Raw genomic sequence first — 13,265 nt, 5'->3', positions numbered from 1 at the left:
TGTGATGATGCAACGTTTCACTTTCGCGTGCCATGTGCCCGCCATGCTGCTGTGCGCCAGCGCCATGCTGTCGCCCGCGCATGCCGCCGTAGCGGCGCCAGCAGCACCAGCAGCACCAGCCCCAGCCGCATCTTCGGCCCCGGCCGCCTGCAAGGGCACGCTCTACATGACCTTCGACACGGGCAGCCAGTCGCAAGCGCAACTGATCGCCGACGTGCTGAACAAGCGCCATATCAAAGCGACGTTCTTCCTGGCCAACGAAAAGACCACGCGCGGCGACTATTCGCTCGATGCCTCGTGGGCACCGTACTGGAAAGCGCGCGTGGCCGAAGGCCATGCGTTCGGCACGCATACGTTTGACCACGTGTACTGGAAGAAGGATCTGGCCAACGGCTTGATCCAGGTCAAGCCCCAGTTCGGCAAGGATGGCGGCAAGCTGGCGTCTTTCACGGATCAGCAATTTTGCGAGGAATTGCGCCGCGTCGATACGCGCTTCCAGGAGCTGACCGGGCACAAGCTCGACCCGTTCTGGCGCGCGCCGGGCGGCTACACGTCGCCGCGCACCCTGGCCGCTGGCAGCGCCTGCGGCTACCAGCATGCGGGCTGGGCGCCAGCCGGGTATTCGGGCGATGAACTGCCCAGCGACAAGTATCCAAACGCCATGCTGCTGAAAAAGGCGCTGGCGAACTTGCGCAGCGGCGACATCTTCATTGCACACATGGGTATCTGGTCGCGCAAGGAGCCGTGGGCGCCGGCCAACCTGGACGCCTTGATTTCCGGCTTGCAAGACAAGGGCTTCTGCTTTGCCACCCTGCGCGAGCATCCCGGCTACGCGCCGAAGAAGGGCCAGCCATGACCGCCGCGGACATCGTCAGCGTCGTCACGCCCGTCATCGACGCCGTGGTCGACGCCTTTGGCGTGGCGCAAGGCTGGCTGTTCCAGACCGTGGTGAATCCTCTCGTCTACCACCTGGGCTTTGGCGAATTCACGGAAGAAGCGTTTGAGGGCACGGAATGGCTGCTGATCGGCCTGTGCGAACTGGTGCTGCTGTTTCTCGTGCTGCGTCCGCTCGAAGCCTGGATACCCGCGCAAAAGATCACCGACCCGCGCGCCCGCTGGAACGATTTTATTTACACGGTGCTGCACCGCATCGGCCTGTTTTCCGTGCTGGTCTTCTTCACGCTCGATCCGCTGATGGATGCATTGGCGGGTGCTTTGCGTTTCGACAATATCCATCCATTGAATCTGGAGTCGCTGTTGCCCGGCATCAGTCCCTTAGTCAGTTTTATCATTTATTTTGTGATACTGGACTTCGTCGACTATTGCTATCACCGTGCCTCGCACCATTTCGGCTGGTGGTGGGGCTTGCACAGCCTGCATCACAGCCAGCAAAACATGAATTTGTGGAGCGATGACCGCAACCACCTGCTCGACGACTTCCTGCGCGACGTGGTGATGGCGCTGGTGGCGCTCGGTATCGGCGTGCCGCCAGGGCAATATGTGCTGCTGGTGTCGATTTCGCGTATTTTGCAAAGCTTGCAGCATGCGAATGTGAGGATACACTTCGGCCGCATCGGCGAGCGGCTGCTGATCTCGCCCCGTTTCCACCGCACGCACCATGCGATCGGCGTGGGGCACGAGTCGAAGGGCAAGGGCAGCCTGGGTGGCTGCAACTTCGGCGTGGTGCTGCCGATTTGGGATATGCTGCTGGGCACCGCGAATTTCTCGGCGGGCTATGCGCGCACGGGCGTGCGCGACCAGCTGGCCCGCATCGACAGCCAGGGCGTGGGCCGGCCCGGGCGCAACTATGGCCGCGGCTTCTGGCAGCAGCAATGGCTGGGCCTGCGCCGCATGGTGGAATTTGCAAGATTGAAACGAAAAGGACGCCGTTGATGCGTAATGTGCTGAATTCGTATGGCCGTGCTTTCCTGTCGCAATTGCACGGCAGGATATTGCTGTTGAGCATCGCACCGTTCATCCTGTCGCTGGTCCTGTGGGGCGCCCTGCTGTACGTGGGCTTGCAGCCGCTGATCGACAGTCTGCATGCGCTGTTCACGCAGTACGACTTCTTCCGCACCAGCGGCCAGGTGCTGTCCGCCTTCGGCCTGGGCGTGCTGAAAGCCGTGATCGTGCCGCTGATCGCCATGTTCATGCTGCTGCCGCTGATGATCTTGACGGCGCTCATTTTCATGGGCCTGTTCGCCATGCCGGCCATCGGCCGCCATATCGGCGGGCGGCACTTTCCGCAGCTGGAAAAGAAGCATGGCGGCAGCCTGCTGGGCAGCGTCGGCACCTCGCTGGCCACGTTCTTGCTTTTCATCATCGTCTGGGTGCTCATGCTGCCCCTGTACGCGTTTCCGCCGGCCGCCCTGGTGGGGCAAGCCGTGCTGTGGGGCTGGCTGACGTACCGCGTGATGGCGTATGACGCCATGGCCGATTACGCCAGCGTGGAAGAGCGCCACGCCATCATGCGCACGCAGCGCTGGCCGCTGCTGGCCATCGGCATGGTGTCCGGCGCGGCCGGCGCCGTGCCGGGCATGCTGTGGATGGGCGGCGTGATGTCGGTGGTGTTCTTCCCCTTCCTGGCGGCGTTCGCCATCTGGCTGTATGTGCTGATCTTTATCTTTACGGGTCTGTGGTTCCAGTATTACTGCCTGGAAGCACTGGCGCGTTTGCGGGGCGTACGCGGCATGACCGACGTGGCGCCGGCGGACGCCTGACCATTTTTATTGCATTCTACGAGGGAGCTTCATGGCTATCGGATTGATCATCATCGGCGACGAAATCCTGTCGGGCAAGCGCACGGACCAGCATTTCCCGAAAGTCGTGAGCATGCTCAAGGCACGCGGCTTGCAGCTGAGCTGGGCGGAATACGTGGGCGACGAGCCGGCCCGCCTGGTCGCCTTGCTCAAGCGCAGCTTTGCCAGCGGCGACATCGTCTTCAGCTTTGGCGGCATCGGCGCCACGCCGGACGACCATACGCGCCAGGCGGCCGCCGATGCGCTGGGCTTGCCGCTGGTGCTGCATCCGCAGGGCAAGCTCAATATCCAGCAACGCATCACGGAAATGGGCGAAGAGGCGGGCGTGCCGGCCGATTTGCACTCGCCGGAAAACCTGCACCGCCTGAAAATGGCGGAATTTGTCGAAGGCGCCGAGCTGATTCCGAATCCGTACAACAAGATTGCCGGCTTTGCCGTGCGCGAGCATTATTTCGTGCCGGGCTTTCCCGTCATGTCCTGGCCCATGATCGAATGGGTGCTGGACACGCATTACAGCCATTTGTTCAACCAGGTGCCGCATGCGGAACATGCCTTGCTCGTGTATGAAACGGCCGAATCCCTGCTCACGCCGCTGATGGTGCGCCTGGAGGCAGAGTTTCCGCTGATCAAGGTATTCAGCTTGCCCAGCGTGGGCGATGCGCAGACGCGCCGGCATATCGAACTGGGCGTCAAGGGCGAGCCCGCGCAGGCGGCGGCCGCCTTTGCCGAGATGCGCGCCGCGCTCGATACCTTGCAGGCGGAATACACCACCATCTGACATGCCGCCAGCCCGGCGCCGGCGGCTTTTTCGCTGGCGTCCAGCCCGCCTTGCATCTATGTACGCAAGCGTACATTCCCAGACGTTGTTTTTTTGCGAAAATCTTCAATGAAGCAAGATTTTTGTGCGCGCTCGTCAGTCGTTTTCATGCCGATGTGGTGGAATGGTGAACAGGGGCTTCGCGTGTCGAACGCGGGGTCGCCTGCCTGTGCAGTAGCGTGTTTTTTCGATTCACCGGTATGGACATCATGTTAAGCAAGCTTTGTTGTGACCGGCCCTGGCTGGCCCTCGTCTTATCCCGCGCGGAGCGGTATCGCTACCGCCTTTTCCGCGCCGTCCAAACCCAACTTTATCCCAGCATCCCATGAAAGACACAGGCGTCAATCTGGCCGCGCAAGAGCGGCCCCCCTCTGATCCAGCTGCCGAGGCGCCGCCGCCGGCGAGCCCGCCGAAGAAGCGCCGTTCGCGCATCTGGCCCATCTTTGCCATTATTCTGCTGGCGCTGATTGCCGGCGTGGCGTGGTTCGTCATGCGCGAAGTGCGCACGTCGGCCCTGCAGGCCGAGTTTTTCACGCGCCTGGACCGTCAGCTGACGTTCAAGGTCGAGCCTGGCCCTGCGCCGGCGGGCGCCATCCGCTACCCGCAGCACGGCCCGTATGACGAGCGGCTCGGCTATGCCAGCTTGCCCGACTTCATCACCAAACTGAATGCGCGCGACTACGCCGTCACGGCGCAGGCGCGCATGTCGCCGAAAATGGTGCAACTGGTTGACCGGGGCATCTTTGCCACGTATCACGAGAAAAACCGCGCGGGCCTGACCATTCTCGATTGCCGCGCCGCGCCGCTGTTCGCGGCCAGCTATCCCGAGCGCATGTTCGACGGCTTTGCCGAAGCGCCGCCCGTGCTCGTGCAAAGCCTGCTGTTCATCGAAAACCGCGAATTGCTGGACCCGGGCACGCCCGAGCGCAATCCCGCCGTGGAATGGGACCGCCTGAGCAAGGCCGTTCTCGACAAGGCGCTGAACCTGTTCGGCGGCCACCGCGGTGGCGGCGGCAGCACGCTGGCCACGCAGATCGAAAAATACCGCCATTCGGAAGACGGGCGCACCAGTTCCATGCAGGACAAGCTGATGCAGATGATTTCGGCCAGCCTGCGCTCGTACCAGGATGGCGAAAACACCATGGAAGCGCGGCGCAAGATCGTCGTCAATTACTTGAATACCGTGCCGCTGTCGGCAAAGAGCGGTTTTGGCGAAGTCAACGGCATCGGCGACGGCATGTGGGTCTGGTATGGCCGTCCGTTTGCCGAAGTGAAGACTTTGCTCAAGGGTAATATGGATCAGCCGGGCAGTGCGCTGGCCTACAAGCAGGCGCTGAGCCTCTTGATCGCGCAGCGCCGTCCCTCGCACTACCTGGTGGCCGGCGGCGCCGACCTGGAAGAATTGACCAACAGCCATCTGCGCCTGCTGGCGCAGGCGGGCGTGATTTCGCCGCAGCTGCGCAATGCGGCCATTGCCGAAAAGCTGCGTCCATCGACGGCATCGGGCGTGCAATCGGAAGCGTCGACCTCGTTCGTCACGCGCAAGGCATCGAATGCCGTGCGCAACCACCTGGCCAGCATGCTCGGCGATCCGCGCTTGTACAACCTCGACCGCCTCGACCTGAAAGTGGTCAGCACGCTCGACGCGCAGGCGCAAAACGCCGTCACCAAGGTCCTGCGCGAGCTGCGCGACCCGGAAGTGGCGAAAGCGGCCGGCCTGACGGGCAAGGGCATGCTGGGCAATGGCGACCCCGCCAATGTGGTCTACAGTTTTACTTTGCTGCAAAAGGGCGAGCAAGCCAACTTGCTGCGCGTGCAGACGGATAACTTTGACCAGCCGCTCGACATCAACGAGGGCGCCAAGCTGGACCTCGGTTCCACTGCCAAGCTGCGCACCCTGGTGACCTACCTGGACATCATCGACCAGTTGCACCAGCGCTACAGCGGCATGGGCGCCGCCGAGCTGGGCAAGATTGCCGTCGATCCCAAGGACATGCTGTCGCAGTGGGCGATTGCCTATCTGAAACCGTTGCCTATCGGCGAGGCGCGCAATTTGCCGGCCATGCTGGCGGCCGCCATGGAACGCAAATATTCGGGCAATCCTGGCGAAGGCTTCTTCACGGGCGGCGGCTTGCACCATTTCGGCAACTTCTCCAAGCTCGACGACAGCCGCATCATGACGGTGCAGCAAGCGCTGCGCCAGTCGACCAACCTGGTGTTCGTGCGCCTGATGCGCGACGTGGCCCGCTACTACATGTTCTCGCGCCCCGATTCCTCGGCCTCGCTGCTGGCGGATGCGGACGATCCGCGCCGGGCCCAGTACCTTAGCCGTTTTGCCGACAAGGAAGGGCGCGAATTCCTGCACCGTTTCTATCAGAAGTACCGCGGCAAGAGCGTTGACGAGCAGGAAAAGATTTTATTGGCCAGCATCCGCCCGACACCAGTTCGCCTGGCGAACATTTTCCGCACCGTCAATCCGAAAGGGACCGTCGCGGAATTCGGCGATTTCCTCAACGCCAATTTGCCGTCGCAAAATGAAGTGCCGCCCGAGCGCGTCGCCAGAATGTACGAGCAGTACGCGATGGAAAACTGGTCGCTGGCCGACCGGGGATACCTTGCCAATGTGCATCCGCTGGAACTGTGGATGGTGGCGTATCTGCGCCAGCACGAAGGTTCCACCCTGTCGCAGATGGTGGCGGCCAGCGAGAAGGAACGCCAGGAAGTGTATAAATGGCTGTTCAACACGCACCGCAAGCATGCGCAAGACCGCCGCATCGCCAATTTGCTGGAAGTGGAAGGTTTCCTGGAAATCCACCGCCAGTGGAAAAAGATGGGCTACCCCTTCGATTCGCTGGTGCCGTCGTATGCGACCACCCTGGGTGCGTCGGCCGACCGTCCCGCCGCGCTGGCCGAGTTGATGGGGATCATCATCAACGATGGCGTGCGCAAGCCGAGCGTGCGCATCGATTCCATGCATTTCGCCGCCAATACGCCGTATGACACCATGGTCAAGCGGGGCAGCAAGGTGGAGGCGGAGCAAGTGCTGTCGCCGGACGTGGCGAAAGCCGTGGCCAAGGCCATCCGCGAAGTGGTGTCGGACGGTACTGCCAAGCGGGCGAAGACGGCGTTTGTCGGCGCCGATGGCGTGCCGATTCCCATGGGCGGCAAGACGGGTACGGGCGACCAGCGTTTTGACGTGTATGGCACCGGCGGCCGTTTGATCGAGTCGCGCTATGTGAACCGTTCGGCCACGTTCGTCTTCAATATCGGCGAGCGCTTCTATGGCAGCATGACGGCGTATGTGCGGGGGCCGGAATCGAAGAATTACGATTTCACCAGCGCCTTGCCCGTGCAACTGCTGGTGTCGCTGGCGCCGAGCCTGATGCCGCTGATCGAACCGCCCGCGCCGGCCGAGGGCGTGGCGAAGCAGTGTGCGAATTAAATCGTTGCTGCAATGAAAAGCCGGCCTGAATGGGCCGGTTTTTTTATGGAGGAGAAAGAAGCTATGGAAAGAATGCAGCACATCTTTGCGCAATATCACCGTTTTGACGATGGCGCGCTCGTATCATTCGAGCATGTGTATGGATCGCGCGGCGTGCAGGCCGTGCGCATCGTGTTGTACGCAAGAAATCATGCGCTGGACGGCAATGTCTGGCGCAACGTCGCCATCACGGTGGGTGACGTACGCGAAGTGCTGGTCAGGATGCCGGGCAACTTCATCAACCGCATCTGCTGCGGCGTGAAGTTGCTGCGTTTCGGCGATGTCTGGTGCGTCGATGTCGACGGCACGTATGCGCACGATGATCCGGCGTCCCTGGACGAGGTGCGCCGCGATGGCGATTGCTACGTCATCGGCGGCACGGTCGAGGCCATCGAACTCGATTAGCCGGCAAACACGGCCGTTTTATCTGCCAGGCGCGCGTGGTAGGCGGCGATGGCGGGATAATCGGGACGTTGCATGGGCGCCATCAGCCAGCGCTTGACGGACAGGCCCAGCACGATATCGGCCAGCGTGAATTGCTCGCCGCACACATACGCGCCCGTGCGCTGCAACTGCTGCTCCAGCACGCCCATCATCTTGTTCCATCCGGCAATACCAGCCGCCAGCTGCGCCGCATCCTGGTGCGCGGGGCTGTGGCGCACCAGCGACATGAAGGCGTAGCGCCAGCTGTTATTCAAATCGCCCATCTGCCAATCCATCCATTTTTCCACTTCCGCGCGGGCGCGAGGATTGCTCGGCAGCAAGTCTTCGCGGCCCGCCTGGGCGCACAGGTAGCGGCAGATCGTGTTCGATTCCCACAGCACCAGGTCGCCGTCAACCAGTACGGGCACCATGGCGTTCGGGTTCAGGGCCAGGAAGGCCGGGTCGTCCGTGGTGCGAAAGCCGCTGCCCCAGTCTTCGCGTTCGTAGGGCAGGTCGAGTTCCTCGCACGTCCACAGGACTTTGCGGACATTGATCGAGGCGGCTTTTCCAAGAATTTTCAGCATGCGGGGCTCCAGAGGGCAGGTGATCGATCTGCTACTGTAGCCGATTTGGCTACGCCGCGCCTGTGAAAGTGCCTTGCATAGTTGAGGTTTTCTTGGCATCGTAGCCACCCATGAAACCTATGCGCCACCACATGTCCAAAATCCTCGCGTTCAGCCGCTTTTCCGTGCGCGACTTCCTCGCCACCGCCGGTCCCACCTTGCTGCTGGTCGGCGCGTTCTGTGCGCTCGCCTACTGGCTGGTCGACCCGGCGCCGCCGCGCCAGGTGAGTTTGTCGACGGGGCAGGACAATAGCGCCTACGAAGAGTTCGGCAAGAAATACGCGGCCACCCTGGCCAAACACGGCATCAAGGTGACCTTGCAACCGTCGCTGGGCTCGCAGGAAAACCTGCAGCGCCTGAATAACGGCAAGACCGATATCGCCTTCGTGCAAAGCGGCTCGACGGAGCACGCCGATGCCGAGCGCCATGGCCTCATTTCCCTGGGCAGTTTGTTTACGGAACCCGTCTGGCTGTTCTTGCGCGAAGACAAGGCGGTGACGGAGTTGACGCAATTGAAAGGCATGAAGATCAACCTGGGGCCGGAAGGCACGGGCGTGCCCAGCCTGTTCCGGCAGTTGCTGTCCGTGAATGGCGTGGAAGCGAAGGAGCTGACGGTGAGCGACTTGCAAAATACGCCCGCCACGGTGGAGTTGCTGGAAGGGCGCATCGATGGTCTCGTGTTCAGCTCGGCGCCGGAAGCGCCGCTGATCCAGATGCTGCTGCAGACGCCGGGCATCAAGCTGTTTGATTTTTCGCAGGCGGAAGCGTACACGCGGCGTTTGCCTTTCCTCACGCATGTCGTTTTACCGCGCGGCATAGTCGACCTGGGGCAGAATATTCCGGCGCAGGATTATCATCTGATCGCGCCGACGGCCACCCTGGTCGCGCGCGAAGACTTGCATCCGGCCCTCGTCGACCTGTTCGTGCAGGCGGCGGCCGGCATCCATGGCGGCACGGGCTGGTTCCAGCAGCAGGGGCAGTTCCCGTCCGCGCGCTACACGGAAATTCCCGTCGCGCCCGAAGCGCTGAAATTCTACAAGGATGGCGCGCCCGTGCTGCAGCGTTACATGAGTTTCTGGCTGGCCAATTTTTTTGATCGCATGTGGGTGCTGGTGGTGGCGCTCGGTGCCTTGATATTACCCCTGTCGCGCGTGGTGCCGCCCCTGTACGTGTGGCGCATCCGCTCGCGCGTGTACCGCTGGTATGGCCAGCTGCGCACGGTCGAGCAGGCGCTGGAAGACGTGCCGCCAGAGCAGCGCGCGCACGTGTATGCGGAGCAATTACAACGGCTGGACCAGATCGAGGAGATGGTCAACCAGATCTCGATACCGCTGTCGTTTGCGGATGGCCTGTATGGCTTGCGCAGCCACATCAATTTCGTGCGCAAGCGCATCTTGACCTTGATGGGCGAACAGCCCGAGGTAGTTTAGACGAGGGTGACCGACAGCTTGCGCCCGAGCAGCGTGGCGGCCCGCTCCAGGGTCGACAGGGTCACGTCGCTGCCGGGGTCGAGCAGGCGGTCGAGCTGCGAGCGGCTCGTCTGCAGCAGGGCCGCCATGCGCGTCTTCGACAGCGATTGTTCCTGCATCGCCTGTGTCAGTTGCCAGGCGATCACTTCCTTGATGGCGCGGGTTTGCGTTTGCTCAAAGATGCCTTCCTCTTTTAAAAAATCGTCGAGGCTGCTGCCGAGGTGGGGAGCGGTGGCGTTCATGTCAGTTCCTTGTAGCGTTTGCGGGCCAGCGCCAGGTCATCGTCCGGCGTCGTCCGGGTTTTCTTGATAAAGCCGTGCAGCGCCACCAGGCAATCGCCGTGATGGCAGATCAGCACGCGCGCGATGCGGTTGCCGGGCAAGCTGCTGCGCACTTCCGACAAGCCGTGCCCCAGATGGCGGCACAGGGGCATGCCCACGGGCCAGCGCCATTGCGCATGCATCAAGTCTTGCCCGATCACATGGCGTTCCTCGATGGGGAGCGACTTGAGCCAGTCGCGCACGGGTTCGCCGCCATTACCGTTCGCGTAGAACAGCAGGGTAATCTGCCGCAAGCCGGAAGCATCCATGACGCACTTCTACGTTGTACTATATAAGGTACATTTTTTCAAGGAGAATTTGCGCCGCAGTTGAAAAATCGGGCGCGCATGGATGGTTGTAGCCGATGGCGGGCCATCGCGTGGCCCGCCAGATCAAACACTGTTCAGATAATTAAGCGGCCAGCATCAAGCGGCCAGCGTCAGGCGCCCAGCCAAGGCAAGCCTGCCTTGCACCAGCCGCCGATCTGCTTGCGGTGGCCGTCGGCGTCCTTGTCGCCTTCAAAACCTTCGAGGATGTCGAAGCAGTTGCTGTAGCCGTGCTCGGTCGCCAGCTTGGCGGCATGGCGCGAGCGCACGCCGGAGCGGCACAGGAACAGCAGTACCTCGTCCTTGCCGGCCTGGGCGGCCAGTTGCGCAAGGAAATCGGGATTCGGCACGCCGCCCGGGTAGGTGGCCCATTGCACCGCACCATGCTGGGTATCGGCGATGTCGACCCGGCCGACCCAGTCGCGCTCGGCATTCGTGCGCACGTCGATGAGCTTGGCGGCTGCGTCCAGTTGCAGCAACTCGTACGCTTCCTGCGGCGTGACGGCGCCGGCGTATGGCGTACCTTCATTGGCCCGGCTGCGGGCGGTGGTCAGGATGTCGGCGGCGGTGGTCATGGCGTCCTCGATGAAAGTGGGCAGGTATGGTCGATTATAGTGCGCCATCCGCGCCCCGCAAACGGGAATGCCATGGTGCACGCTCAATGCACCACAACGAGGCATTTTTCAGAAATCCGCACAAAATGCACGATAATGGTGCGTTATTCGTTTTTTGCACTTGCATAGTGCATTCTTGATTTGACGCAAACTCAGCAGGAAAATCGCGGGCGGGAAAACTTTCATTGGGATAGCCGGGTTTTGCCTCTGGCGGCCAGGTCTCTTCTGGAGCTGGCATGGAATCTGCTATGATCCTTATGAGTTTTGGTGGCACGCAATGTTTGCTTCGCTTCATCAGCCCAGACGCACTAAGGTCGGCTCACCCCACATTCATTTAGGAGATACGCATGGCAATGACAGCCGCAGAAGTCTTGAAGATGGTAGAAGAAAACGAAGTCAAATTCGTTGATTTCCGCTTTGCTGATACCCGTGGTAAAGAGCAGCACGTGACGGTTCCCGTGTCGCACTTCGACATGGACAAATTCGAGTCGGGCCACGCCTTTGACGGTTCTTCGATCGCTGGCTGGAAAGGTATCGAAGCGTCCGACATGATCTTGCTGCCGGATCCAAACACGGCCAATATCGACCCGTTCATGGAAGAAACGACCTTGTTCATGCAGTGCGACGTGATCGAACCGTCGGACGGCAAGGGCTACGACCGCGACCCGCGCTCGATCGCGAAACGCGCCGAAGCCTACCTGAAATCGTCGGGCATGGGCGACACCGCCTACTTCGGCCCTGAGCCGGAATTCTTCATCTTCGACAGCGTGCGCTGGAAGATCGACATGTCGGGCTGCTTCGTTAAGATCGGTTCGGACGAAGGTTCGTGGTCGACCGGCAAGGACATCGAAGGCGGCAACAGCGGCCACCGTCCTACCGTCAAGGGCGGCTACTTCCCCGTGCCGCCAGTGGACAGCTTCCAGGACATGCGTTCGGAAATGTGCCTGATTCTGGAATCGCTGGGCATCCCGGTTGAGGTACATCATCACGAAGTGGCCGGCGCCGGTCAGAATGAAATCGGCACCAAGTTCTCGACCCTGGTTGAGCGCGCCGACTGGACGCAAAACCTGAAATACGTGGTGTGGAACGTGGCGCACAGCTATGGCAAGACCGCCACCTTCATGCCGAAACCTATCGTTGGCGACAACGGTTCGGGCATGCACGTGCATCAATCCGTATGGAAAGATGGCAAAAACCTGTTCGCTGGCGACGGCTATGCCGGCCTGTCCGATTTCGCCCTGTACTACATCGGCGGCATCATCAAGCACGCCAAGGCACTGAACGCGATCACCAACCCGGGCACCAACTCGTACAAGCGTCTGGTACCAGGCTACGAAGCTCCAGTGAAACTGGCGTACTCGGCGAAAAACCGTTCCGCCTCGATCCGTATCCCGCACGTGGCCAATCCAAAAGGCCGCCGCGTCGAAGCGCGCTTCCCGGATCCACTGGCGAACCCGTACCTGTGCTTCGCCGCACTGCTGATGGCCGGCCTGGACGGCGTTGCCAACAAGATCCATCCGGGCGAAGCCGCCTCGAAAGATCTGTACCATCTGCCGCCGGAAGAAGACGCACTGATCCCTACCGTGTGCGCTTCGCTGGAAGAAGCACTGGAAGCCCTGGACAAGGACCGCGAGTTCCTGACCCGCGGCGGCGTGTTCAGCGATTCCATGATCGATGCTTACCTGGAACTGAAAATGCAGGACGTGCAGCGCATGCGCATGACCACGCATCCTGCCGAGTTCGACATGTACTACTCGCTGTAATGGCGCCATGCCGGCAACTTGCCGGTAGTGAATAAAAAACGCGGGTGAGGCGATGGTCTTGCCCGCGTTTTTTTATGCTGTGCGCCAATGCGGCGCCGGTGCGGTGTTGTATAGTCGGCCCAGGAACCATGCGGCACGAGCCGACAGGAGTGAAGATTGACCAAGCATTACAGAATGGCGCTGATGGCAGGATTGCTGGGCGCGGCGGCACAGGCGCACGGGCAGCTGTATGTGTGCGCCGATGCGCAGGGACACAAGACGTACACGGACAAGCGGGCCGGCGCGCATTGCCAGCTGCTCGATTTACCGGGCGCCATGACGGAGCCGCCACGCAAGACGGCGCCGCTGGCCGGCGCGCCTGCCCGGTCCGCCACGCAGGCGGTGGCCACGGCGGCGCCTGCCGCCGGCGCGTTTCCCAAGGTCGATGGCGCCGAGCAGCGGGCGCGCGACCTGGACCGGCGCCAGATCCTGCAGGACGAATTGCGCAGCGAAGAGCAGAAACTGGCGGCGCAGCGCCTGGAATTTAACGGCGGCCAACCCGAACGCCAGGGCAATGAGCGCAACTATGCGAAATATCAGGAACGGGTGGCGCAGTTGAAGGACAACATCAGCCGCACGCAGCAAAACATAGACGCCCTGAAACGCGAGATCGCGAATATTCGGTAAAGCA

General features: G+C 61.6%; 13 protein-coding genes. 9 read left to right on the top strand and 4 right to left on the bottom strand.

What is annotated here, in order from left to right:
• Nucleotides 1-4: 4 nt before the first annotated feature.
• From IGS61_RS05885 to IGS61_RS05860, 6 genes are all read left to right on the top strand, one after another.
• The gene (locus IGS61_RS05885; RefSeq protein WP_230538748.1) at nt 5-856 is read left to right on the top strand and encodes a polysaccharide deacetylase family protein; all 852 of its coding nucleotides are present in this window, start codon (nt 5-7) and stop codon (nt 854-856) included.
• Entirely contained in the window at nt 853-1,893 is a 1,041-nt protein-coding gene (locus tag IGS61_RS05880) for a sterol desaturase family protein (RefSeq protein WP_230538747.1), read from the top strand. Before IGS61_RS05885 ends, IGS61_RS05880 begins: the two co-directional genes overlap by 4 nt.
• On the top strand, nt 1,893-2,720 hold the full coding sequence (locus IGS61_RS05875) for an EI24 domain-containing protein (RefSeq protein WP_230538746.1): 828 nt from the start codon (nt 1,893-1,895) through the stop codon (nt 2,718-2,720). The genes IGS61_RS05880 and IGS61_RS05875 overlap by 1 nt, the downstream gene beginning before the upstream one ends.
• Nucleotides 2,721-2,751: 31 nt before the next feature.
• Nucleotides 2,752-3,537, top strand: a complete 786-nt coding sequence (locus IGS61_RS05870) for a competence/damage-inducible protein A (protein ID WP_230538745.1) — start codon at nt 2,752-2,754, stop codon at nt 3,535-3,537.
• Nucleotides 3,538-3,901: 364 nt separating this feature from the next.
• Nucleotides 3,902-7,018 carry a transglycosylase domain-containing protein gene (locus IGS61_RS05865; RefSeq protein WP_230538744.1) on the top strand — a complete coding sequence of 1,039 codons (3,117 nt, stop codon included), beginning with the start codon at nt 3,902-3,904 and terminating at the stop codon, nt 7,016-7,018.
• 72 nt (nt 7,019-7,090) lie between these two features.
• Nucleotides 7,091-7,462: a hypothetical protein gene (locus tag IGS61_RS05860; protein WP_230538743.1), complete on the top strand. Its 372-nt coding sequence runs from the start codon at nt 7,091-7,093 to the stop codon at nt 7,460-7,462.
• Here IGS61_RS05860 and IGS61_RS05855 read toward each other — a convergent pair.
• Nucleotides 7,459-8,064, bottom strand: a complete 606-nt coding sequence (locus IGS61_RS05855) for a glutathione S-transferase family protein (protein WP_230538742.1) — start codon at nt 8,062-8,064, stop codon at nt 7,459-7,461. The genes IGS61_RS05860 and IGS61_RS05855 overlap by 4 nt on opposite strands.
• A 131-nt stretch (nt 8,065-8,195) precedes the next feature.
• On the opposite strand from IGS61_RS05855, the gene IGS61_RS05850 reads away from it, so the two are divergent.
• A complete protein-coding gene (locus tag IGS61_RS05850) occupies nt 8,196-9,533 on the top strand; it encodes a TAXI family TRAP transporter solute-binding subunit (RefSeq protein ID WP_230538741.1) in 1,338 nt (445 codons plus the stop codon).
• On the opposite strand, the gene IGS61_RS05845 is transcribed toward IGS61_RS05850, so the two are convergent.
• The 3 genes from IGS61_RS05845 to IGS61_RS05835 all read right to left on the bottom strand — a co-directional run bounded on the left by IGS61_RS05845 (nt 9,530) and on the right by IGS61_RS05835 (nt 10,793).
• Nucleotides 9,530-9,814, bottom strand: coding sequence for a helix-turn-helix domain-containing protein (locus tag IGS61_RS05845; RefSeq protein WP_230538740.1), 285 nt, complete (start codon nt 9,812-9,814; stop codon nt 9,530-9,532). The genes IGS61_RS05850 and IGS61_RS05845 overlap by 4 nt on opposite strands.
• Nucleotides 9,811-10,161, bottom strand: coding sequence for a type II toxin-antitoxin system RelE/ParE family toxin (locus IGS61_RS05840; RefSeq protein WP_230538739.1), 351 nt, complete (start codon nt 10,159-10,161; stop codon nt 9,811-9,813). The genes IGS61_RS05845 and IGS61_RS05840 overlap by 4 nt, the downstream gene beginning before the upstream one ends.
• A gap of 170 nt (nt 10,162-10,331) precedes the next feature.
• A complete protein-coding gene (locus IGS61_RS05835) occupies nt 10,332-10,793 on the bottom strand; it encodes a rhodanese-like domain-containing protein (RefSeq protein WP_230538738.1) in 462 nt (153 codons plus the stop codon).
• A 386-nt stretch (nt 10,794-11,179) separates the two neighbouring features.
• Between IGS61_RS05835 and glnA the strand changes: the two genes are divergently transcribed.
• Together glnA and IGS61_RS05825 are read left to right on the top strand one after the other, a co-directional pair.
• Nucleotides 11,180-12,595 carry a type I glutamate--ammonia ligase gene (gene glnA / locus IGS61_RS05830; RefSeq protein WP_070219258.1) on the top strand — a complete coding sequence of 472 codons (1,416 nt, stop codon included), beginning with the start codon at nt 11,180-11,182 and terminating at the stop codon, nt 12,593-12,595.
• Between the two features lie 156 nt (nt 12,596-12,751).
• Nucleotides 12,752-13,261, top strand: coding sequence for a DUF4124 domain-containing protein (locus tag IGS61_RS05825; protein ID WP_442908028.1), 510 nt, complete (start codon nt 12,752-12,754; stop codon nt 13,259-13,261).
• The last annotated feature ends 4 nt before the right edge of the window (nt 13,262-13,265 follow it).

The sequence above is a fragment of the Janthinobacterium sp. FW305-129 genome, from assembly GCF_020858115.1.
GTDB lineage: Bacteria > Pseudomonadota > Gammaproteobacteria > Burkholderiales > Burkholderiaceae_D > Janthinobacterium.
The sequence above is the reverse complement of the archived record's forward strand: the minus strand, read 5'-3'. Positions and strand labels throughout refer to the sequence as shown.